This is a genomic window from Hydrogenophaga sp. PML113 (genome assembly GCF_001777155.1).
GTDB lineage: Bacteria > Pseudomonadota > Gammaproteobacteria > Burkholderiales > Burkholderiaceae_C > Hydrogenophaga > Hydrogenophaga borbori.
The window spans coordinates 238,055-259,091 of record NZ_MIYM01000006.1; the positions used below are offsets into that span (position 1 = coordinate 238,055).

General features: G+C 72.2%; 18 protein-coding genes. 3 read left to right on the plus strand and 15 right to left on the minus strand.

Features of this window, described 5'->3' with window-relative positions:
- The first annotated feature begins 57 nt into the window (after positions 1-57).
- The 3 genes from BHU06_RS13820 to BHU06_RS13830 all read left to right on the plus strand — a co-directional run bounded on the left by BHU06_RS13820 (position 58) and on the right by BHU06_RS13830 (position 4,115).
- Complete coding sequence (locus BHU06_RS13820) at positions 58-2,106, plus strand: nitrogen regulation protein NR(II) (protein WP_070399873.1); 2,049 nt, start codon at positions 58-60, stop codon at positions 2,104-2,106.
- 34 nt (positions 2,107-2,140) lie between these two features.
- Positions 2,141-2,770, plus strand: coding sequence for a response regulator transcription factor (locus tag BHU06_RS13825; RefSeq protein ID WP_070399758.1), 630 nt, complete (start codon positions 2,141-2,143; stop codon positions 2,768-2,770).
- Between the two features lie 112 nt (positions 2,771-2,882).
- Entirely contained in the window at positions 2,883-4,115 is a 1,233-nt protein-coding gene (locus BHU06_RS13830) for a murein transglycosylase A (protein ID WP_175442856.1), read from the plus strand.
- Here BHU06_RS13830 and BHU06_RS13835 read toward each other — a convergent pair.
- Genes BHU06_RS13835 through BHU06_RS13905 form a run of 15 tightly spaced genes read right to left on the minus strand, consistent with a single transcriptional unit; the run spans position 4,112 to position 21,025 of the window.
- Positions 4,112-4,636, minus strand: a complete 525-nt coding sequence (locus BHU06_RS13835; RefSeq protein WP_070399759.1) for a DnaJ domain-containing protein — start codon at positions 4,634-4,636, stop codon at positions 4,112-4,114. The two genes, BHU06_RS13830 and BHU06_RS13835, sit on opposite strands and share 4 nt — an antisense overlap.
- A gap of 10 nt (positions 4,637-4,646) precedes the next feature.
- Complete coding sequence (locus tag BHU06_RS13840) at positions 4,647-7,046, minus strand: polysaccharide biosynthesis tyrosine autokinase (RefSeq protein WP_083293234.1); 2,400 nt, start codon at positions 7,044-7,046, stop codon at positions 4,647-4,649.
- Between the two features lie 13 nt (positions 7,047-7,059).
- Entirely contained in the window at positions 7,060-7,830 is a 771-nt protein-coding gene (locus tag BHU06_RS13845; RefSeq protein WP_139147072.1) for a polysaccharide biosynthesis/export family protein, read from the minus strand.
- 34 nt (positions 7,831-7,864) lie between these two features.
- On the minus strand, positions 7,865-9,127 hold the full coding sequence (locus tag BHU06_RS13850) for a glycosyltransferase WbuB (RefSeq protein ID WP_070399762.1): 1,263 nt from the start codon (positions 9,125-9,127) through the stop codon (positions 7,865-7,867).
- Positions 9,124-10,026, minus strand: a complete 903-nt coding sequence (locus tag BHU06_RS13855) for a hypothetical protein (protein WP_070399763.1) — start codon at positions 10,024-10,026, stop codon at positions 9,124-9,126. The genes BHU06_RS13850 and BHU06_RS13855 overlap by 4 nt, the downstream gene beginning before the upstream one ends.
- Positions 10,027-10,040: 14 nt before the next feature.
- The gene (locus BHU06_RS13860; protein WP_070399764.1) at positions 10,041-11,012 is read right to left on the minus strand and encodes a glycosyltransferase family 2 protein; all 972 of its coding nucleotides are present in this window, start codon (positions 11,010-11,012) and stop codon (positions 10,041-10,043) included.
- Positions 11,013-11,022: 10 nt separating this feature from the next.
- On the minus strand, positions 11,023-11,979 hold the full coding sequence (locus BHU06_RS13865) for a nitroreductase family protein (RefSeq protein ID WP_070399765.1): 957 nt from the start codon (positions 11,977-11,979) through the stop codon (positions 11,023-11,025).
- A complete protein-coding gene (locus tag BHU06_RS13870) occupies positions 11,972-12,544 on the minus strand; it encodes a putative colanic acid biosynthesis acetyltransferase (protein ID WP_083293235.1) in 573 nt (190 codons plus the stop codon). The genes BHU06_RS13865 and BHU06_RS13870 overlap by 8 nt, the downstream gene beginning before the upstream one ends.
- Positions 12,541-13,752: a polysaccharide pyruvyl transferase family protein gene (locus BHU06_RS13875; RefSeq protein WP_070399766.1), complete on the minus strand. Its 1,212-nt coding sequence runs from the start codon at positions 13,750-13,752 to the stop codon at positions 12,541-12,543. Before BHU06_RS13875 ends, BHU06_RS13870 begins: the two co-directional genes overlap by 4 nt.
- Complete coding sequence (locus BHU06_RS13880; RefSeq protein ID WP_070399767.1) at positions 13,749-14,879, minus strand: glycosyltransferase; 1,131 nt, start codon at positions 14,877-14,879, stop codon at positions 13,749-13,751. The genes BHU06_RS13875 and BHU06_RS13880 overlap by 4 nt, the downstream gene beginning before the upstream one ends.
- A gap of 24 nt (positions 14,880-14,903) precedes the next feature.
- The gene (locus BHU06_RS22825; protein WP_175442857.1) at positions 14,904-15,911 is read right to left on the minus strand and encodes an acyltransferase; all 1,008 of its coding nucleotides are present in this window, start codon (positions 15,909-15,911) and stop codon (positions 14,904-14,906) included.
- Positions 15,908-17,194, minus strand: coding sequence for a hypothetical protein (locus BHU06_RS22830; protein ID WP_070399769.1), 1,287 nt, complete (start codon positions 17,192-17,194; stop codon positions 15,908-15,910). Before BHU06_RS22830 ends, BHU06_RS22825 begins: the two co-directional genes overlap by 4 nt.
- Entirely contained in the window at positions 17,182-18,129 is a 948-nt protein-coding gene (locus BHU06_RS13895; protein ID WP_070399770.1) for an aldo/keto reductase, read from the minus strand. Before BHU06_RS13895 ends, BHU06_RS22830 begins: the two co-directional genes overlap by 13 nt.
- The gene (locus BHU06_RS13900; protein WP_070399771.1) at positions 18,126-19,706 is read right to left on the minus strand and encodes a GMC oxidoreductase; all 1,581 of its coding nucleotides are present in this window, start codon (positions 19,704-19,706) and stop codon (positions 18,126-18,128) included. The genes BHU06_RS13895 and BHU06_RS13900 overlap by 4 nt, the downstream gene beginning before the upstream one ends.
- Positions 19,703-21,025 (minus strand): lipopolysaccharide biosynthesis protein, encoded by a 1,323-nt coding sequence (locus BHU06_RS13905; protein ID WP_070399772.1) that lies wholly within the window; start codon positions 21,023-21,025, stop codon positions 19,703-19,705. Before BHU06_RS13905 ends, BHU06_RS13900 begins: the two co-directional genes overlap by 4 nt.
- Positions 21,026-21,037 lie beyond the last annotated feature (12 nt).

Sequence of the window (21,037 nt, forward strand, 5' to 3'; positions counted from 1 at the left end):
GCCAGCCACCGCGACGGACTGTCGGTGGTATCGCGCAAACACCAGGGGGGTGGCTTCGTGAAATCCCATCGCTGGCCGCTGTGGGGCGCCCTGCTGCTGTTGGTGGCCGCGCTGCTCGCGGTGCTGGTGTTCCTGGCGGCGGAGTACGAGGTGGGCCGCGATCAGGCCGCGCTCGACCAGGACGCCACCACCGTGGTCGGCGAGATCCGCAGCGCGCTGCTGCGCAACGTGCAGACCCTGCAGTCGCTCAACGCCTTCTCGCCCACGCCCACGGGCTGGGACCCGCCCGCCGCCGAGCTGCTGGCGCAGCGGCGCGAGCTCGTGCGGCTGGAGTGGCGCGATCCGGCCATGCAGGTGCTGGCGCAGCGCCTGTCACCCTACCGGCCCGACGTGTTCGACCTGCTGCCGCGCAGCCAGGCCCTGCCCGAGGTGCGCCAGGCCTGCGACGCCGCCCTGCGCCTGTCGGGGCCTGCCTATTCCGCCAGCTACTTCTGGCCCAAGCGCGACGGCCGCGGCCTGGAGGTGATGGAGCTGTGCCTGCCCCTGAGCGAGGCCGGCGAGTCGCGCGGCTTTCTCATCGCCACCTATTCGCTGCCCGCCATGCTGGCCGAGCTGACCGACGCGGCCACGCTGCGCGGGCGCGGCCTGAGCTTCGTGGAGAGCGACGGCGCGCGGCTGGCCGTGCACAGCGTGGTGCCGTTGCAGCGGCGCACCCTCAGCGCGCACGCCCTGCTCGACTTGCCCGGCCACACCCTGCTGCTGCAGCTGGAGAGCCCGCGCCGCGCGCTCGGCCTGTTCCCCAACGTGCTCACCGGCGTGGTGGGCGCGCTGTCGCTGGCGCTGCTGGCCGTGTTGGCCTTGCTGGCGCGCGACATGCGCCGGCGCCAGCGCGCCGAGCAGCGCGCGGCCGACGCCCTGGCCTTTCGCAAGGCCATGGAGGACTCGCTGGTCACCGGCCTGCGGGCGCGCGACATGAGCGGGCGCATCACCTACGTGAACCCGGCCTTCTGCCAGATGGTGGGCCTGAGCGCCGAGCAGCTCGTGGGCAGCGGCCTGCCCGCGCCCTGGTGGCCGCCCGAGCTGGTGGACGAGTACCAGCAGCGCCAGGCCGTGCGCCTGGCCGGGCAGACGCTGCCGCGCGAAGGCTACGAATCGGTGTTCCGGCGCAGCGACGGCACGCGCTTTCCGGTGCTCATCATCGAGGCCCCGCTGATCGACGCGCAGGGCGTGCAGACCGGCTACATGAGCGCCATCATCGACCTCACCGAGCAGCGCCGCATCGAGGAGCTCAACCGCGCTTCGCAGGACAAGCTGCAAGCCACGGCGCGCCTGGCCACGGTGGGCGAGATGGCCTCGCTCATCAGCCACGAACTCAACCAGCCGCTGGCCGCCATCGCCAGCTACGCCAGCGGTACGCTCAACCTGCTGCAGCAGGAGCCGGACCGGGGCGAGGACCCGGTGGGCGACGACATCGAGCGCGCCATCCGGCGCATCGCCGAGCAGGCCGAGCGCGCGGGCCGCGTGATCCGCGGCGTGGCCGACTTCGTGCGCCGCCGCGACCAGGTGCGCGAGGCGGTGGAGCCGCATCTGCTGATCGAGGGCATCTCCACGCTGCTGACGCTGCAGGCCAAGAAGCGCGGCATCCGGCTGCAGGTGGAGATCGCGCCCGGCACGCCGCGCGTGTGGTGCGACCGCACCATGGTCGAACAGGTGCTGCTCAACCTTGCGCGCAACGGCATGCAGGCCATGCCGCTGGGCGACCCGGGCACGGCCAGCGGCCTGCGCGTGCTGCGCATCGCCATCGCGCCGGTGATGGGCGAGGCCCACGAGCCGGGCACGGGGCGCTGCGCGCGCTGGGTGCGCGTGGACGTGATCGACCACGGCCAGGGCCTGCCGCCCGAGGTGGCCCAGCGCCTGTTCACGCCCTTCTTCACCACCAAGGCCGAGGGCATGGGCCTGGGCCTGAGCCTGTGCCGCACCGTGGTGGAGCAGCACGGCGGCGCCCTGCACTTCGAGCCGGCCTTGCCGCGCGGCACGCGCTTTTCCTTCACGCTGCCCGTGGCCGAGGCGCACGCGGCGCAGCCGCTGGAGGCCCACGCCGCCTGAAGGGCCGGGCGGGCCGCGCTCCTATCATCCGCCCATGACCGAATTCCCCGACGCGAAGATCTACCTGGTGGACGACGACGCCGGCGTGCGCGAGGCGCTGGCCTGGCTGCTGCGCACGCGCCGCCTGATCAGCGACGGCTTCGACAGCGCCGAGGACTTCCTGGCCGGCGCCGCCGTCGCGCGCCAGGCGCCCGACGTGCCCTGCTGCGTGCTGCTGGACGTGCGCATGCCCGGCATGAGCGGCCTGGCCCTGTTCGAGAAGCTGCGCCTGCTGCCCTGGCAGGCGGCCATGCCCATCATCTTCCTGTCGGGCCACGCCGACGTCGCCACCGCGGTGGCGGCGGTCAAGCGGGGCGCCTTCGATTTCTGCGAGAAGCCGTTCTCCGACAACGCCCTGGTCGACCGGGTCGAGCAGGCGCTGCGCCAGTCGGCCGCGCAGCTGGCCGAGCGCGCCGTGCGGCACGAGCTGCAGCAGCGCCTGGACAGCCTGACCGAGCGCGAGCGCGACGTCATGAACCTGGTGGTGGCCGGCCTGCCGAACAAGCTGGTGGCCGATCAGCTGCAGATCAGCGTGCGAACGGTGGAGGTGCACCGCTCGCGCGTGTTCGACAAGATGGGCGTGAAGTCGGCGGTGGAACTGGCCAACCGCCTGCGCGATGCGTGAACAGGCGCCCGAACGCGGGAACGATCAGCGCCCGGGCGGGTCCTGTTCCCGGGCGGCCGGCTTGTCGCGTTCGGCGTCCTCGGGCAGTTCGCCCTTGCGGCGACCGGAGAACATGGTCCACCACACGATGAACACCAACAGGAGCAGCGCGCCCAGCGCTTCGAGCAACAACAAGGTCATGGCGGACGGAATCGAAGGAATGAACAGGCTGGCGCGGTGGGCCGTGGCGGCGGGCATTGTAGGCAGCCTCGCGGCCTGCGCCGTGGGCCCACGGGTGGTGCCCGAACCGCGGCCGGAAGTTCCCGCGCCGCAAGCGGCGATGGGCCCGGCGGCCAAGCAGCACAGCAAGAGCCGCTGGGTGCCGGTGGACTGGACTGCCCTGCCCGGCTGGGGCCAGGACGGCCTGCACGAGGCCTGGAACGCCCTGCTCCAGGGCTGCGACCGGCCGGCGCCGGGCTTCGAGGCGGTGTGCGCCGAGGCGCGGCCGCTGGCCTTTGCCGACGCCGCGCGCCAGCAGGCCTGGATGCAGGAGCGACTGCAGCCCTACCGCGTGCTCGAGGCCGACGGCCGCGAGCCGGACGGCCTGCTCACCGGCTACTACGAGCCCATCATGGACGCCACGCGCGAGCCCACGGCGACCCACCGTGTGCCGCTGTATGGCGTGCCCGCCGGTCTGCCCGCCACCGCCAGCGGCCAGCGCTGGTACACGCGCCAGCAGATCGACACCCTGCCCGAGGCGCAGGCGGCGCTGCGCGGGCGCGCCATCGCCTGGCTGGCCGACCCGATCGACGCGCTGATCCTGCAGATCCAGGGCACGGGCCGCGTCAACCTGACCGAGCCCGATGGCCGCGTGCGCCAGGTGCGCCTGGCCTTCGCGGCGCACAACGGCCACACCTACCAGAGCGTGGGGCGCTGGCTGCTCGACCAGGGCGCGATCCGCGAGGCCTCGTGGGAGTCCATCAAGGCCTGGGCGCGGCAGAACCCCGAGCGGCTGAACGAGATGCTGTGGAGCAACCCGCGCACGGTGTTCTTCAAGGAAGACCCGCTGAGCCCGCTGGACGCGCGCTTCGGCCCGCGCGGCGCTCAGGGCGTGCCGCTGACGCCGGGGCGCTCGATCGCGGTGGACCCGCAGAGCATTCCCTACGGCACGCCGGTGTGGTTGGCCACGCAGGGCCCCGCCCTGGTGGCCAACCGCCTGGTGCTGGCGCAGGACACGGGCGGCGCCATCCTGGGCGCGGTGCGCGCGGACCTGTTCACCGGCTGGGGCGGCTGGAACGACGAGGCCTACCGGCAGGCGGCCACGCTCAAGCAGCCGCTGCGCCTGTGGGTCCTGTGGCCCCGCTAGCGCCCCCCCAGCACCTCCAGCAGGAAGGCGCTGGTGCGCACCGCCGCCCCCCGGCTGGCCGGCAGGCGCAGCGTGGCGGCAAAGTGGGCCCGCTGCTGCGGCGATGAGAGCAACTCCTTGGCCCGGTTGACCCGTGTCGCGGCGTCGGCGGGCCAGTGGCCGCCCGCGGCGATGAAGTCCGGGTGCGTCAGGCGGATCATCAGGCGGTAGTGCTCACGCAGCTGCGCCGGCTCGAAGTCCGGTGTCAGGCCCAGCAGGGTGAACGGGTCGGCGCCCGGGCGCAGCATCACGGTGCGCACGAAGTAGCGCGCCGCGCGGCGCAGCTCGGCCTCGTTCCAGGGGGTCGCGGGCAGCCCCTGGACCGCCCGCCCGCTGGCCAGCAGCATCACGCTGCCGACGCCGTCGAACAGGGGGCGCGGCTCACGCAGCCGCACCGGGTAGCGCCCGGGCGAGCGCTCGAAATCGAGCAATGTGGGCAGCAGGCGGTTCCAGTCGGGCGCGGGGCGGCCGGGCGCGGTCACTGCACGGCCCTCATGCCGAATGCGGGCCCATGGTGGGTTCGATGCGGGGCTGGGCCGTCAGCGGCACCGGGCTGGGGGCCGGCCGGGCGGTGCGCGGCGCGCGCCGCTCGCCCGGGGCGTGGCCGTGGCCGTAGTAGTCCGCGTAGGCGCGGTCGATGATGTGCTCGCTGCGCGCGTGCGTGAGCACCACGCCCATCGGGCGCAGCCCGGCGGTGCGCAGGCGGCGCAGCGCGTCCTTCAGGCTCTCCTTGCGCGTCACGCCGGCCCGCACGGCCAGCACGATGTTGTGCACCTGGTTGCCCAGCGCGATCGCGTCCGAAATGCCCAGCAGCGGCGGCCCGTCGATCACGATCTGTTCGTAGCCCAGCGCCCGCGCCTGGTCCAGCAGCCGGCCCAGGCGCGGGCCCATCAGCAGCTCCACCGGATCGGGTGGCACCGGCCCGGCCGTGATCAGGCCCATGTGGGGCACCGGCGTCTCGCGGATCAGCATCGCGCTGTCGAGGTCTTCGCTCAGGAAGCTCGACAGGCCGCTGTCGTTCGGCAGCTTGAGCAGGCTGTGCATGCCGCCCTTGCGCATGTCGGCGTCGATCAGCAGCACCTTCTGGCCCATCTGCGCGAAGTTGATGGCCAGCGCGAGCGCCGTCGTGCTCTTGCCCTCGTTCTTGCCGCAGCTCGTCACCATGAAGCGCTCGGGGGCGCCATCGGCCGTGCTGAACTGCAGCGCGGTGCGCATGGATCGGTAGGACTCGGCGAAGGTGCCGCGCGGCTCGTGGTGGGCCAGCAGCGCCACCGCCTCCTTGCGGCCTTTCGGCGGGCGCGTGAAGGGGATCAGGCCCAGCAGCGGCAGGCGGTAGCGCGTTTCGATGTCGTTGGCGTTCTTCACGGAGTCGTCCATCTGCTCGCGCAGCAGGGCCAGCAGCAGGCCCAGGAACAGGCCGGCCATCAGGCCCAGGCCGACGTTGAGCTTGACGTTGGGCGAGACCGGAAACAGCGGCACCGCCGCCCGGTCGACGATGCTCACGTTGTTGGTCGTGAGCCCCGCTGTCACGCTCACCTCCCGCAGGCGCTGCAGCAGGCTGTCGTACACCTGCCGGTTCGTGTCCAGCTCGCGGCTCAGCAGGTTCATGTCCACGCTGCGGTCCTGCACGCTCAGCACCTCCGCGCGGGTGCTGGCCACCTTGGCGCGCAGCTGGTCCTCGGCCTTCTTGGCCGCCAGGTACTGCCCCTGGATGCTCGACAGGATGTTGTTCACCTCCGTCTTGATGCGCCCGTCCAGCTCGGCGATCTGGGCGCGCGCCTGCACCATGCTCGGGTAGTCGGGCTTGAAGACGGAGCGGTTCTTGGCGTAGTCGGCTTCCAGGCGCGCGCGCTGCTCCTTGTAGGCGCGGATGGCTTCGTTGACCACCGCCTGGGGCGCGCTCTCGGGGTCGAGCCTGACCTGGTTGTAGAGCGTCTCGGCCTTGATGCGGTCCTGCTCCGCCTTGGCCAGCGCGGCGGAAAAATCCACGAAGGTCTGGGTGGCGGCGCTGCCCTTGTCGCCCAGGTTCAGGATCTGGTTCTTCTTGGCGTAGGTGTTGATGACCCGCTCGCTCTCTTCCAGCTTGGCCTTGGTCTGGCGGATCTGCTCCTCCAGGAACTGGCGCGCGTAGAGCGAGGACTCCAGCTTGCGCTCGATGTGCGTGGCGAGGAAGGCCCGGGCGGTGGTGTTGGCGATGCCGGCGGCCAGTTGCGGGTCGGCGTTGCGCACGCTGATCTGCACCAGGCGCGAGTTGCGGATGGGCTCCACGGCGAGCGACTGCTGAAACTGCGCCAGCGCGCTGGCGCGGTTGAGCGTGTTCTGTTCGGGTGGCGCGGCGGCCACCAGGCCATGCAGCCGGGCCAGCCAGCCGCCCAGCAGGGCCGTGGCCTGTTCGAGCGGCCCGGCGGGCGCCGCGGCCACGGCATCGCCTTCGCCCGGCGCGGCGGCCGGGGGCGCCGACGCGCCGGGCTTGTACAGGCCCATCTCGTCGATGACGCGCTCGGCCAGGCTGCGGCTCTTGAGCAGCTCGACCTGCGTGCGCAGCTGCAGCTGCTCGGACAGCGGGCCCTCCTCGACCTCGAACTCGGTGTTGAAGCCCACCACCTTCTGCGCCGCGCGGTCGATCTGCAGCATGACCGTGCTCTCGTACTGTGGCGTGATGCGCAGCGTGTACAGGCCGGCCGCCAGGGTGAACAGGGCGGTCACGCCCAGGATGAGCCGCCGGTGCCGCGCCAGGGCGCGCCAGAGGGTCTTGAGGTCGATGCGGTCTTCCGCCGGGGCGCTGGATTCGCTGCGCGCGAGCAACAGCTCGGACAGGGCGGCTTCGCGCTGCACCGCCAGCGCGTCCCTCGGATCGGGCATCGCGGGCAGCGGGTGTCGTTCAATGGCCATGGATCCCTCCCCGTCAGTTGAATGGGTTGAGCGTGTTCAGGATGTCGCTGAAGAGCGAGTCCCGCAGGGCCGTTCGCCGGGCGTTGCGCTGGACCACGATGACATCGTCCGAGCGGATGTCGGGGTCCTTTTCCTGGCCCGCGCGCACCTTGTCGAGGTCGTAGGTGAACTGTTCGCGCGCGCCGCCCGCCTGGTTGCGGTAGACGACGATCTTGTTGATGTCGGCATAGGGCGCGAAGCCGCCCGACAAGGCCAGGGCGCGCAGCAGCGTGAGCTGGCCCGCGATCGGGTAGACGCCGGGACGCAGCACCGCGCCTTCGATGGCCACGCGGCGCGTGGTGAACTCCTTGATGAAGAGCGACACCTGGGGGTCCTGCAGGTACTTCTCCTGGTAGCGGTCGGCGATCAGCCGCGCCGCCGCCTGCGTGGTCAGCCCGGCCACCGGCACCTGGCCGATGAGCGGCAGCGAGACCTCGCCCGTGGCGTTCACGCGCAGGTCGCGTTTCATGTCGGGCACGCCGAACACGTCGAACTCCATCAGGTCGTTGGGCGAGATTCGGTAGTTCGGGCCCACGCCGTCGGCCGGGGCCGCGCTGAGCGCGGCGGTGGCGCCAGCGGCGGTGCCCGGCGCCTCGAGCGGCGCGCTGGCCGGCACGGCGTGCGCGGCCCCAGGGCCGGCCTCGGGCGGCGTCTGGGCCCACAGCGGCACGGCGGCCGCCACGGCCAGCAGCGCCGCGCCCGCCAGGGCCCAGGGCCGGGCGTTCGCGAAGGGGTGGTTGTGCATGATCAACTCCTTTCCGGCCCGGGTGGGGCCTGCTTCAGACGGCGGCCCGGCGGGTGTCGCTCGGGCTCGCCTGCGCCAGGGCCAGCAGCTGCGCCTCGAACCGGCGCAGGACGGCGTCCCGGCTCAGTTCGGCCTCGGCGTAGCGGCGGCCGCTGGCGCCCATCGCGGCGCGGCCGGTCGGGTCGGCCGCCAGCGCGCGCAGCGCCTCGGCCATGGCGGCCGGGTTCTCGGGTGGGACCACCTGGCCGCAGGCGGCGTCGTGGGTCACCACGCGGCACAGCTCGGTGCCGGCCATCGCGGTGGCCAGCACGGCGCGGCCGCTGGCCAGCATGCCGGTGAGCTTGGATGGCATCACCAGGTCGGCCGCGTCGGCCCGCTGCGGCAGCAGGTGCACGTCGGCCAGGCCGAGCCAGTCGTTCAGCTGCTCCAGCGGCTGCAGGTCCAGGAAGCGCACGTTGGGCAGGCCCGCGCAGCGCGCCTGCAGGGCGGCCCGCCCCGAGCCGCTGCCGCCCAGCACGAAGCGGATGCGGGGTTCGTCCCGCAGCAGGCGCGCCACGTCGGCGATGACCTCCAGCCCCTGCTTGTTGCCCATGTTGCCGGAGTACAGGGCGACGACGGCGTCCGGCGCCAGGCCCAGCTCGGCCCGGTAGGGGCTGGGCGCGGCCAGCGGCGCGATACCGTCGATGTCCACCCAGTTGGGGAAGTGCACCACGCGTTCGGGCGCCACGCCCTTGTCGAGGGTGCGCTCCACCATGCGGCCGGAGAGGGTGGAGACACGGTCAAAGCGCCGCATCAGCCAGCGCTCGGCGCGCTGGACCGCGCCGCGCAGCGCGCGGCCTTTGACCAGCCCCAGGTCGAAAGCGGCGTCGACTTCGTGGTCCTGGATGTGCAGCCAGGCGCTGGCCCCGCGCAGGGTGGCGAACAGCGCCGCGGCGGGCGCGCACATCAGCGGCGGCTCCACCACCCACACCACATCGGGCTTCCAGCGCCACTGGGCGCACAGCGCGGGCAGGCTGCTCAGCGCGAAGCTGGCCAGGTGCAGCAGGCGCTGCAGGCCGCCTGGCTGGCGCGGCACCCACAGCGGCGCGCGGATGACCCGAACGCCCTGCCAGTGCTCGCGGCGGTAGCGGCGGGCGCTGTGGCCCTCCTGCACCCGCCAGGCCGGGTAGTACGGCGGGGCGGTGATGGCGCGCACCTCGTGCCCGGCCTGGGCCAGCCACTGCGCCATCTCGCCGGTGTACTTGCCGATGCCGGTGAGCTCGGGCGCGAAGTTGATGCCGTAGACGAGCAGCTTCATGGCGCGCCCCTTGGCTGGGGGGGCCTGGCGGGCCGGGCCGCCTCGCCCGCGAACGCGCGCACGCCCATGAACATCAGGGTGTAGTCGCTGATGTTCTTGTGGCTTTGCGCCGAGACGATCAGGTAGAAATTCTGTCGCCGCGCGATCTCGGGCACATAGGGGTGCGAGGCCTCGAGCACCGGCCGGCCATTGAGCCACCAGCGCACGCTGAGGGTGTCGGGCGAGTAGGACACGCCGAAGACGTTCGGCTGGGTGCGGTCCAGCGGTTCTTTGGAGGTCGGGTTGGGGTTCTGGATTTTTTTGTAGTTGGGGTAGATGCCGGACCACGAAATGGCCGTGTGGTGCCCGCCGGGGCCGAAGCCGCCTTCGTCGATGTCCAGCTCGAACCAGCGCTCGAAGCCCTTGGGATCGCCTTCGTAGACGTCTTCCATGCGCGGGTTGTGTTCGATGGGCATGAGCCAGACGGCGGGAAAGTTGTCGCGGTCGTTCGACGAGATCGCCACCTGGGCCTCGATGTAGAACGGCCGGTCGCCCCGAAGCAGGGGGAACTGGCCGGGGTGCGCGGTGGCCTTCGCGGTGGCCAGCAGGCCGCCGCGCTTGAGGACCACGCCGTCGTCGGCGGGCCCGTAGAGGCTGGGGCCCTTGAGCGGCGCGAAGGAGACGCCGCTGTAGTACTTGTGCCCGTCGGCCTTGCCGGTGAAGTCCACGTCGCCGAGGCGCGGGCAATCGCGGAACAGCGCCTGCACCGCGCCCACCTGCAGGGCGCCCGGCGGCGGCGTGGCGGCCTCGCAGATGAGGGCGCCGCCGGCCTGAGTCTGGGCCTGGGCCAGGACGGGCCCCGCCAGGCCCAGGGTGGCCAGCAGGCCCAGGCGCCAGGGGGAGAGGGAGAACAGGTGCATGCCATGCCCTCCGGTCAATGCCGCGGCGCCAGCCGCTGGTCGCCGACGTCCACGTCCGGGGTGGTGTCGCTCTGCGCCACCAGCTTGTGCCCGGTCAGCCGGCTCAGCTCGGCGCAGATGGCGGCCTTGTCGTGCAGGTGGGCCACGGCCTGTTGCAGCTCCATGACCCGGGCCCCCACCAGGAAGCGGTACCAGTAGCCCTGCAGGAAGTGGTAGACCAGCCCGCTGCGGCCGTCCAGGAAGCCGCGCTGGAAGACATAGCGCCACACGAAGTACAGCGTGGCGCTGAGGGTGAAGGGGATGCGGTTGTAGATCCGCTCCTTGGCCCAGCGCTTGAAGGCCGCCTGGTGCGAGGCGCCGCGGGCGTTGAGCGCGCCGTCCTGGGCGAACAGGCCCAGGCGCTGGTTGAGCACCTCGATGGCTTCGCGCGTGGCGTACCGGTTGTGTTTGTCGATGAAGTAGGCCAGGTCCTTGAGGTTGTGGTCGGCGAAGCCGCCATCGAAGGTGACCGTGCGCCCGCCCCAGACCACCATGTGCTCGTCCATCCAGCGGTTCTCGATGCGGCCGTGTCCCTGGCGCCACAGGCGCAGCATCCGCAGCGGGTAGCGGCCGCCGTGGCGCACCCAGCGGTCCATGAAGATGTGCTTGCGCTTGAGGTTGACGCCGACCACGTCGGTCGGCAGCCGGGGCAGCTTCTCGGCGATCTCGCGGGCGAGGTCGGGCTCGATGATTTCGTCGGCGTCCAGGCGCAGCACCCAGTCGCCGCGGATGTCGAGCGTGTCCAGCGCCCATTGGAACTGCCGGGCCTGGTTGACGAAGGCGTGGGCGCAGACCTGCGCGCCCAGGCGCCGGGCGATGTCGGTGGTGCCGTCCGTGGAGCCGGAGTCCACCACGAAGATCTGGTCCGCGAAGGCCTGGATGGAGCGGATCGCGCGCTCGATGTGGAGGGATTCGTTGTGGGTCAGGATGATCGCCGTGATGCGCATCAAGCTCTCCTCAGGCGTGAAGGGTGGCGATTTCCGCGGCAGGCCTTCTCGGCGAGAAGGCCACGCGGGTCTGCGGGGCGGCCGGTTCACCGAAGGCGATCATCAGGATCAGCCGCTCGCCGGCGGGAATGCCGCCCGCGCGGCGGATCGCCGATTCGGTCTTGTGGTCGATCGCCAGGTTGAGCGGGCAGGCGCCCCAGCCCAGGGCCCGGCAGGCCAGCAGCAGGCACATGGCAAACAGCGCGCCATCCACATAGGCCTGGTTGCGCTGGCCGGGGCCGCCCCAGGCGCAGATGTCGGAACTCACCACGAACAGGTTGCCGACCGTGTCGGCGAAGCCGCGCGAGCCGCCCTGCAGCGCCAGCAGTGCCTGGATGCGGGCCGGGTCCTGGTAGGTGTGCACCCGGGTGGCCTGGCGGTTGCATTGCGAGGGCGCCTGCTGCGCGAGCGCGATCGCCTCGAGGATGCGCGCGGGGTCGAGCGGCGCGGGCGACAGCGTGCGCACGCTCGAGCGGCCGGCGATCAGGTGCTGCAGGTCGCCGGCGGGCTGGCCGTCGAAACGGTAGTCCCGCGTGCCGCCCCGCCACGGCCTGGGCAGCCGGGTTTCCCACTGCTTCAGGTAGCCGCTGATCTCGTCGAGCAGGGGGTCGCTGGCGCCGGCCTGGGCGTGGAAGGCCAGGTAGGCCTCCAGCGCGCCCAGCGACATGTGGGCCGGCACCGGCGAGTGCCCGATGTCGTAGCGCGAGAGCGCGCTCATCACGAAGCGGACCTTGTCCTTGCCGAACAGCGGCTTCGGGCTCGGCAGCGACAGGCCCTTCTCGATCGTGTGGGCCTCGATGATGATCTTGTAGAAGGCGCGCCGGGACTTGTCCACGAACGGCGAGTACGAGTTGAAGCGCAGGAACAGCGCCGCGTCGCGCAAGGCCTCGCTGAAGATGCCCGCCAACTTGGCCACCTTGTCAAACATGGGCCTCTCCCAGCACGCGGTCCTTGATCTTTCGGCACGGGTGCCCGACGCAGACCGACCAGGCCGGCAGGTCCTGCGTCACCACCGAGCGCGCGCCGACCACGGTGCCCTCGCGGATCGACACATTCGGGTGCACGAAGCACTCCGCCGCGATCCACACGTGGTCCTCGATCGCGATGGGTCCGGTCACCAGGGGCCGCGACAGGCTGCGGATGTCGTGCGAGCCGGCGCACAGGAAGCTGCGCTGGCTGACGGCGACCTTGGAGCCGATGGTGATGCGGCCCATGCTGTAGCAGTCCACGCCGTCGCCCAGCGCGGAGAACTCGCCCATGGTCAGGTTCCAGGGCGCCCAGACGCGGCACGAGGGCGCGATGCGACAGCCCGCGCCGATGCGCGCGCCGAAGGCGCGCAGCAGGAAGCGCCGCCAGCCGTGCAGGGCCCAGCGCGGGGTCGGCCGAAAGGCCAGCAGCCAGACCAGCTCCCACGCGAGCCGGCGCAGCAGCGCGGCGCCGCCGAAACCGCTGCGGTAGCGCAGCGAGCGGAAATCGCTGAGGGAATCGCTCACTGCAGGACCTCCCGTGCAACGCGTGGCGGCGCTGGGCGCGGCGGGAGCGGCCGGGCCTCGCCCGGCACCACCGCCTCCAGCTGCGCGCGCAGGAACGCCCGGCCGGTGTGCCGCATCGCCGCCAGGCGCTGCTCCACGTCGGCCCAGTCGATGTCGCTGGCCACCAGCGAGCGCACGTTCGGCGCCGAGAACCCGGCGGCGAAGCGCCGCTCCAGGCCGACGGCGCGCAGCAGGTTCAGCGCGCGGGCGTTGGCGCTGGCCTTCTCGCCGGTGAGCCCGGCCACGATGAAGGGCTTGCGGAACAGCAGGGCGAACACTGTGCCGTGGAAGGAGTTGGTGACGACGAACTGCGCGTGCTGGACCAGCGAGACCCACTCGCCGGGATCGGGGTACACCGTGTGCCCGATCTCCGGCCAGCGCCGGTGCGGGTTGTGTGGCGACAGCACCGGGCAGCCGAGCTCGCGCGACACGCACTCGGCGCTGGAGCGGATGTTGTCGGGCGAGCGCAGTCCGTAGCAGAAGACGTAGGGCCCGTGGTGCGGGGCCGGCGCGCGCTCGGTCAGCGCCGAGTAGTCGCTGTGCAGCAGGGTCGGGTCCGGCACGTTGGCCGGCGGCTGGCCCGTGGCCCGTTCGACCAGGGCGACGCCGGAGGCCTCGCGCACGGAGATGGCGTCGAAGTGCTGCAGCAGGTAGGGCAGCTGCGCGGCCTCGGTGGGCGACACCTGGTCCCGGCCGAAGCTGGCGGCGTAGGCGATCTTGCGGGCGCCGAAGGACTCGGCGAAGGCCAGGAAGTAGTTCGGGTCGAAACCGAAATGCTGGGACGGGCTCCAGATCTGGTCGCTGCCCGCCACGATCAGGTCGAAGGCTCGGGCGGCGGCCAGCGAGGCGCGGTTGTCGCTGGGCGCGGCGGCGCGCCCGACGCCGAGGTGCTGCTCCCGAAACCGCAGGAACTTGTCGCGCTGGCCGGGGTGGCCGAAGTGCTGGTGGACGAAGGACGACAGCGCCAGGTAGGCCACCTTCACATTGGCCTTGAGCCGGGCGGGCGAGGTCGGCAGGCTGAGCCGGCCCCCGCGCTCGATGTGCACGGGCCGGTAGTCGATGAAGCTGGCGCGGTGGCCTTGCTCCGTCAGCCAGCGGCGCAGGGCGTAGGCCTGCAGCGCGGCGCCGTAGTTGTCGCTGAAGTGGAAGGTCAGGATGCCGACGTTCATCGCTTCACCATCGGGGTGGCGGTGCCGGGCACCGCGGGCTGCGGGGGCGTCTGCTGCGGGGCCAGCAGTTGCGCGAGCCTGTGCTGGAAGCGCGCGGCCACGGCCGGCCCGCCGAGGCGGGCGGTTTCCGTGTTCGCCAGTTCGGTGCGGTTCCAGTGGAAGTCCTCGCAGTACTGGCGCAGGCGCTCCCGCAGCGCGCTGGCGCTGCCGGCCTCGAACACGTAGCCGTTGCGCCCGTTTTCGATCAGGTCGCTGGCCCCGCAGCGGTTGCTGCAGATCACCGGCGTGCCGACCATCAGGGCTTCGTTGACCACCGCGCCCCAGCCGTCGAACCGGCTGGGCAGCACCAGCACGTCGGCGCCCGCCATGGCGGCCACGGTCTCGGCGTTGGGCAGGCCGGGCGAAAAGCTCACCCGTTCGGCGATGCCCAGCCGCGCGGCCAGCCGCCGCAGCGCCGGTTCTTCCGGGCCCTGGCCGAGGAGGCGCAGGCGCGCCGTGGGCACGTCGAGCTGGCTGAAGGCCCGCAGCAGCAGGTCGACGCGCTTGCGCGGAATCAGCTGGCCCACGTACAGCACCTGCAGATGGCCGTGCGACACCGGCGTGCGCGGCACCGGCGTGGGGTCCACCACGTGCACGAAGGGCACGGTGCGCGAGCGGGGGTAGCCGCAGGCCGCGAAGAACCGGGCGCCGCCATAGCGGCCCGCGTGGCCGATGCAGAACACGCCGCTCAAGTGCCGGCGGTGGCGCAGCGCGTCCCAGGTGTAGACCAGCCAGCGCGGCAGCAGACGCGCGCCCGGCTCGTAGCGGTTCTCCGTCATCAGGAAGCGGTGCACCGGCGCGCCCCGGCTGGCCTGGAAGGCCGCCAGCGGCAGCGCGAAGCCGCGCAGGCCGAAGAACACCTGCACCGAGCCGGGCAGCGTGGCCAGCTCGGCGACCTGCGCCGGCGTGGGCGCGACGTGGACCTGGATGCGGCCGGTGTCGGGCTGCGGGTAGCCGCGGTCGCGGTAGTGCGCGGGCAGGGCCTGCGTCACGCACCAGTGCACGGTGTTGCCGGGCGTGTTCGCCAGCTCGCGGATGTACGCGGCCTGGTGGAACATCAGGTAGGAATGCCAGAAGACGAAGTGCATGTCGGATCGGCCTGTCAAATGGGGTCAAGCGGTGGCGGGCTGGAACAGGCGCGAGACGCCCGAGCCCATGCGCTGCGACACCCAGCGCGTCAGCACCGAGAACACCAGCAGCGGCACCAGGGCCAGGAGCAGCAGCGCGAGCGGGCCGTAGGGGTAGCTCTGGGCTTCCAGCCAACGGATCCAGGCGGTCTGCGTCAGGTAGATCTCCAGGGTCAGGCCGCCCAGCAGCGCGACCACGGGAAACAGCGGCGTGGACCGCAGGGGCTTGAGCAGCGCCTCCGAGGCGAAGACGTGGAAGCAGCCATAGACGATCGGGTACAGCAGGGCCTGGAACACGAACTGCAGATGGCCCAGGCCGAGGCGCAACAGCGTGAGCTTGGCGACGAGGAACAGCAGCAGGCCGCTCAGCAGCCAGGCGATGGCGGCGGGGCCGAGCCGGGGCGTCAGGCCCAGGCGCGCGACCAGGCAGCCCATCAGCGTGAGGCCGAAGTAGTTGATCCACTTGAAGTGGTTGGCCCAGGTGAAATCGTTGCCCCGCCCTTCCACGACGAAGGTGGACAGGTCCAGCTGGCTGTAGAACAAGGCGTAGGGCACCAGCAACAGCGCCATGGCCGTGGCGATGCCGGTGGGGCGCAGGCGCGCCAGGTAGAACACCGGCACGTAGAACACCATGACCGCGGAGATGAACCAGAACGGCGTGGGCCAGACGAAGACCGCCGCCAGTTCGGCGATGCCGCCGACGTGGACCATGCCGGCCGCGAGCATGGCGCAGGCCACGATGAGGACGGCGGGGTAGAGGCGAACCACCCGTTTGCGCAGGTAGGTCGACAGCGAAGGCGGCGCGCCCCCCGCCGCCTCGGCGTTCAGGCTCTTGGCCAGGCCAAAGCCCGAGAGGAAGAAGAAGAGCGAGTTGCCGATGGCGCCGCCCGTGGCGATGCGCGGGTCCGGCACGAAGGCGTCCAGGTGCGACAGGGTGATCAGCACCGTCGCCAGGCACAGCATCAGCGTGGTGTCCGTGTCTCTGTGTGTCATGTCAGGCTCCCAGGGGGGGTGAAGGCTTCGCGGTCCATGGGCCATGCGCGCGCCGCCGCTCGCGCGCGCCGGGCCCGCAGGTCCGAGGGCATGGCCCGCAGGTTCAGTTGCAGGATCAGCACGAGGATCCAGAGCGAATAGGGGTTGCCCACGCCGATCAGGTACCGGTTGAAGACCGACTGGGCCAGGATGAAGACCACCATCAGCCCGGCCATGAACAGCGGGTAGTGCGGCGGCTGGGCCTGCAGCCCGTGCTTGAGCGCACGGCAGCCGGTGACCGCGAAGGCCAGCACGATGAGCGAGCCGAAGAACAGCCCGTGCTCCAGCGCCAGGTTGATGTACGAGCTCTCGACCGGGAAGCCGATGATCTCGGGCAGGGCCGAGCGGATGCCCCGCCCCGTGAACAGCAGCGCGCCGTCGGAGAACACCAGTTCGACGCCGGCACGCCAGAGATCGGTGCGCCCGGTGGCGCCGGACTCCACGCCCCGCGTGGGCGAGTCGACATCGAGGATGAGGGACAGGTAGTCCTTGATGTCGGCCCACTTCAGAAGCACGAGCGCCAGGCCGGCGAGCACCGCCAGCGCCAGGCCCATGCGCGCACGGCGCGAGCCGCGCCAGGCGATCAGGGTGACGCCCGTCGCGCCGGTGATGGCCAGCGCCAGCATCCCGGCGCGCGCGGACGCGGCCAGCAGCACGCACAGGCACAGCCCCGCCATGGCCAGCGCGAACAGCTGTCGGGGCCGTTGCCGCACGGCCAGGCTGTGCTGGAAGAACAGCAGCGCCCCCCCGCCGTAGACCAGCCCGCTCAGGTTGGGGTGCATGCCCAGCGGTTGGTAGCGCACCAGCCCCTGGCCGTACTCCACGTGGCCGGCGAGCGAGGCGAACAGGGCCTGGGGCTCCACCAGCAGCAGCGTGCCGAGCAGCGCGACATAGGCCCACCGGAACACGGCGACCAAGCCGTCCGCCCGGCCGTGCCGGACCATCAGGGCGATGGCCGCCAGCACCAGCAGCAGCATGGCGCCGTACATCGTCGACAGCGCGTTGCCCCTGGCCCAGGCCACCAGCATGGCGAACAGGAAGGCGGCGCTGAACAGCCATTCGACGAGGCTGGGCCGGATGCGCAGCGTGTCGCCCGACAGCAGGGAAAAGAAGCCGGCCATCAGCAGCAGGCTGATGGCGCCCATCTGGGCGGCCTGAAGCGCCGGCCCTTCGTAGTACCAGCCCGTGAGGTAGATGGCGCCGCCCAGCAACCAGCGCGACAGCTGCGTGCTCAGCCCGCGCATGGGGTACCTCTCGGGACGAAGGCCGCGTGCAGCGCCTGCATCGCGGGCCGCCAGTGGGCCGAGCCCGTGACGTGCCACAGGAGCGACAGCGTGCCGACCAGGCGGCGCGGCTGGTCGGTCGAGAACAGCAGGCGGTGCTGGCCGCGCGCCAGCGCATAGGCCAGCGCCAGCGCCCCGGTCGCGGTCATCGGGTCCGTGCCGGGGGGCAGGAGGCTGGCCAGCTGGTCCTTGAGCCGCGGGTCCTGTTCGATCCGCTGCGCGATGGCCGGGGCGATGCACCGGAACGCGCCGTGCTGGATGTCCGTGGGCCCCGCCGGCGGCCCTTCGGTGCCGGGCAGGGGGCAGCGGTACTGCCGCACCGCCCCAAAGCGCACCAGCCGGGCGGCGGATTCGCCGGTGGAACTGCCATAGGCGCCCAGCTGGCCCTGGGCCACGCGGCGCTCGAGCAGCGGCTCCAAGGGCGCCAGCGCGTCGTGCGCCTGCGCCTCGTGCAGCAGCAGGCCCTCCACCCGCTCGGTTTGCAGCAGGCGCAGGCTGGTGTCGAAGGAGCGGGCGATGAAGTCGGGGTGGAACTGCGCGGGCGCGGCGCGCTGGGCCATGCCTTTGAGCACCGCGCTGCGCAGCCCCGGCACGCGCTGGGCCAGGGGCCGGACGATGGCGCGCGCCGTGTGCAGCAGGCCGGGCGAGGCGGGGCGCGCCAACCCGGCCTTGGTGAACACGGTGACGGGCTCCTGCCGGCCCTTGAGGGCCTCGCCCAGCACCGCTTCCGACATGCCCAGCCCATAGGGTGGCGCGGTGTCGAAGTGGCGCAGCCCCATGTCCAGCGCGGCGTGCACCAGCCGCAGGGCGTTGGCTTTTTCATGGCCGCCCTTGAGGCGGCCGCAGCCAAAGCCCAGGCGCTGGGCGATGAGGGCGGCGTGGCTGTCCATGGTCATGCCGTGGCCGCCTCGCGGCCCAGCTGGTCGGCCAGGCGGGCCGTGAGCGCCATGGCGGTGAACGTGGGGTTGGCGTAGCTGGAGGTGCGGAACACCGCGGCGCCCGCCACGTACAGGTTGTGGGTGCCGAACACGCGCAGTTCGCGGTCGACCACGCCGTCGCGCGGGTGGTGGCCCATGCGGGCGCCGCCGCACTGGTGGTAGGTGTCGGTGGCCCGGTCCAGCGCGCGCGGGTCCTCGTCGGCGAGCAGCGGATCGATCTCCACGCGGGCCAGCCCGGCGGCCTGCAGGCTGCGCCCGGCGCGGCGCACGAAAGCGGCCATGGCCTGCACCTCGGGCCGCCCGCCGATGCGCCAGTCCAGCGCGGCCAGGGGCATGCCGAAGCGGTCCTTGCGCTGGTGGTCGAGGGCGATGCGGCTGTCGTCGCGGGGCAGTTGTTCGGCGTGCATGACGAGCCAGACGCCCCGGTCGGCCGGGTTGTAGATGCGGTGGTGCCGCAGGTACTGCACGGCCATCGGCAGCCAGGCGCTGCCCATGCCCCGCACGTGGCGCAGCACCTCGCCCAGGCCCTGGCGCGGCAGGGCGCCGCGGGTCAGCGAGCGGGCCAGCACCTTCAGGTGCTGCAGGTGCTCGGCGATGCTGGACTCGAACGCGAAGTAGCCCGAGACCTGGAGCGCGGGGTCCGCACCGGTGTTCAGCCGCAGCTTGGGCTGGTACTTGTGGCCGCCCAGCACGATGTTCTGGAAGGTGCGCAGGAAGCGCGGCCTGTCGAGCGGGTGCACCTGGCCGCCGCGCATTTCCAGGTGGTCCTGGAAGCCGGCGCCGAGCCAGGGGTTGGCCGCCCACGGGGCCTGGGGCTGCTCGGCCGCGCAGGCCAGCAGCAGGCGGGCGATTTCGATGGTGCCGTTGGCCAGCACGACGCGCGGGCTGCGCAGGGTGGCCGAGCGGCCGTCGGGCCGCGCCACGCGCACGGCAGCGACGCACTGGCCGTCGGCCGACAGCTCCAGGCCGGTGGCGTGGGCGTGCAGCAGGACGGTGAGCCGGGGCGCGTGGCGCAGGCGCTCGCCGAAGTACCGGGCCATGGCGGGCTCCTTGAGCCAGCGGGTGAGGAACAAGGTGAAGCCCGGGATCTCGGGGTAGCCGTTGCCGAACAGCTTGTGCGCCTGAGGCGTGTCCTCGTCGAGTGCGTCGGCCAGGCGCAGCTCCCGGGCCACGGCGTCGTACCAGGGCAGCAGGTCTTGGTAGGCGATCGGCCAGGGCGCGTCGGACACGCCCGCGCGGGCCTCGAAGTCGGACGGCACGAAGCCGGTGAGCTGGCCGCCCCAGAGGTTGGAGGTGCCGCCCAGCGCGCGCCCGCGCGCCATGGCGATGCCGTTGTGGGCGCGGCCGATGACGCTGGCCTCGTTGAGCTGCTGCGCCGGAGTTTCGAAGCCGCCGCCGCCGGTCTCCAGCACCAGCACGCGCTGGCCCTGGCGCTCCAGCAGCACCGCCAGCAGCAGGGCCACCGTGCCGCCGCCGACGACGATCACGTCGTGCGGCGTGTCGGGGGGCGGGGCGTGGACGAGGTCGACGATCATGCGGCGCCTTTCGTGGCGTGCAGGCGCTGCACCGCGCGCGTGGCGGTGAGCCAGACCAGGGCCTCGCCCAGCACCATGGCGCCCACCACGCCCGCCATGCCGGCGCCGCGCCAGACCAGCCAGGCCACCACGAGCGAGACCACGGCGGCGGCCAGGCTCTGCGCGGCCAGGCCGGCGTGGCGGTTGATGGACATGAGCACGACGCGCGGGACCTGGGTGGCCGAACACACGGCGGCGTAGAGCAGGAACAGCGCCATGCCGCTGGCGGTGAAGGGGATCTGGCCGTGGGTCCAGACCTCCAGCAGGTGGGGCGAGGCCGCGTACACCAGCGCGGCGCCGGCCACCGCGATCAACAGGCCCAGGCGCTTGGCCCGGCGGTAGAGCCGCCAGAAGGCGGCGTCGTCCCGCTGGCCCTTGAGGGCCGTGAGCTCGGGCCAGAGCGGGTTGCTCAGGGCGTTGGTGACCTGCACCACGACCCGGGCGATGGTGCGGTAGGTGTTGAACACGGCGGTGGCGGCGGGGCCCAGGGTGGCGGCCACCAGCAGCGTGAAGCCCTGCAGGCTCAGCGCGTTGGTGAGCGAGAGCGAGAGGAACAGCATGCCGGGTGCCGCGGTCTGGCGGATGTCGGCCGCGTTGGCGTGGCGCAGGCCCCAGCGCAGGAAGTCGGTGCGCCGCTGGCTCAGCCAGAGGCTGAGCAGCGTGTAGCCCAGGCGCGCCAGCAGCATGGCCGCGGCGACGCCGATGAAGCGCTGCGTGAGCGCCAGGCCGACCAGGCCGCCGGTCCAGTCGACCAGGCGGCCGGTGGTCACCAGGTAGGTGCCGGCCGCGTAGCCGCCGGTGGCCTTGTAGATGACCTCGGCCAGGCTGCAGAACAGGCTGAGCACGACGCTCAGCGACAGCAGCATGAGCACCGCCTTCCAGCCGGGCGCCTGCAGTGTGCCGGCGGGCAGCAGCAGCAAGGTGCCGCCCACGGCCAGCAGGGCCAGCAGCGAGACCGCCGCCACGAAGGCCACGGCGCTGTGGAACACCTCGACGGCGCGCGCCTTCTGGCCTTGCGTGATCAGGCCGATCATGCGGTTGCACGCGGCGTGGGAGATGCCGGCGTCGGCCATCGACAGGTAGAAGGGCAAGGCCGTCAGGGCCAGCCAGTAGCCGTAGGTGGCCATGTCCCAGTAGTGCAGGAACAGCGGCAGCGAGACCAGCTGCGTGCCGATGCTCACCGCCTGCGCGTAGCCGTAGGCGCCCGCGCCCGAGGCCATGCGCCGCGCCAGGGGCGAGCGGGCCAGGGCCGATGGGCGCAAGGGCTGGGGGAGCAACATGGCCGTGCGTCC

What these genes read in the sequence shown, in the direction of transcription:
- BHU06_RS22830 (WP_070399769.1), bottom strand. Translation starts at nt 17,194, where the DNA reads ATGCGCGGGCTGAGCACGCAGCTGTCGCGCTGGTTGCTGGGCGGCGCC.
- BHU06_RS13900 (WP_070399771.1), bottom strand. Translation starts at nt 19,706, where the DNA reads ATGATCGTCGACCTCGTCCACGCCCCGCCCCCCGACACGCCGCACGAC.
- BHU06_RS13825 (WP_070399758.1), top strand. Translation starts at nt 2,141, where the DNA reads ATGACCGAATTCCCCGACGCGAAGATCTACCTGGTGGACGACGACGCC.
- BHU06_RS13830 (WP_175442856.1), top strand. Translation starts at nt 2,883, where the DNA reads ATGGTCCACCACACGATGAACACCAACAGGAGCAGCGCGCCCAGCGCT.
- BHU06_RS13850 (WP_070399762.1), bottom strand. Translation starts at nt 9,127, where the DNA reads ATGAAGCTGCTCGTCTACGGCATCAACTTCGCGCCCGAGCTCACCGGC.
- BHU06_RS13875 (WP_070399766.1), bottom strand. Translation starts at nt 13,752, where the DNA reads ATGAACGTCGGCATCCTGACCTTCCACTTCAGCGACAACTACGGCGCC.
- BHU06_RS13905 (WP_070399772.1), bottom strand. Translation starts at nt 21,025, where the DNA reads ATGTTGCTCCCCCAGCCCTTGCGCCCATCGGCCCTGGCCCGCTCGCCC.
- BHU06_RS13865 (WP_070399765.1), bottom strand. Translation starts at nt 11,979, where the DNA reads ATGTTTGACAAGGTGGCCAAGTTGGCGGGCATCTTCAGCGAGGCCTTG.
- BHU06_RS13895 (WP_070399770.1), bottom strand. Translation starts at nt 18,129, where the DNA reads ATGACCATGGACAGCCACGCCGCCCTCATCGCCCAGCGCCTGGGCTTT.
- BHU06_RS13860 (WP_070399764.1), bottom strand. Translation starts at nt 11,012, where the DNA reads ATGCGCATCACGGCGATCATCCTGACCCACAACGAATCCCTCCACATC.
- BHU06_RS13845 (WP_139147072.1), bottom strand. Translation starts at nt 7,830, where the DNA reads ATGCACAACCACCCCTTCGCGAACGCCCGGCCCTGGGCCCTGGCGGGC.
- BHU06_RS13880 (WP_070399767.1), bottom strand. Translation starts at nt 14,879, where the DNA reads ATGCACTTCGTCTTCTGGCATTCCTACCTGATGTTCCACCAGGCCGCG.
- BHU06_RS13855 (WP_070399763.1), bottom strand. Translation starts at nt 10,026, where the DNA reads ATGCACCTGTTCTCCCTCTCCCCCTGGCGCCTGGGCCTGCTGGCCACC.
- BHU06_RS13840 (WP_083293234.1), bottom strand. Translation starts at nt 7,046, where the DNA reads ATGGCCATTGAACGACACCCGCTGCCCGCGATGCCCGATCCGAGGGAC.
- BHU06_RS22825 (WP_175442857.1), bottom strand. Translation starts at nt 15,911, where the DNA reads ATGACACACAGAGACACGGACACCACGCTGATGCTGTGCCTGGCGACG.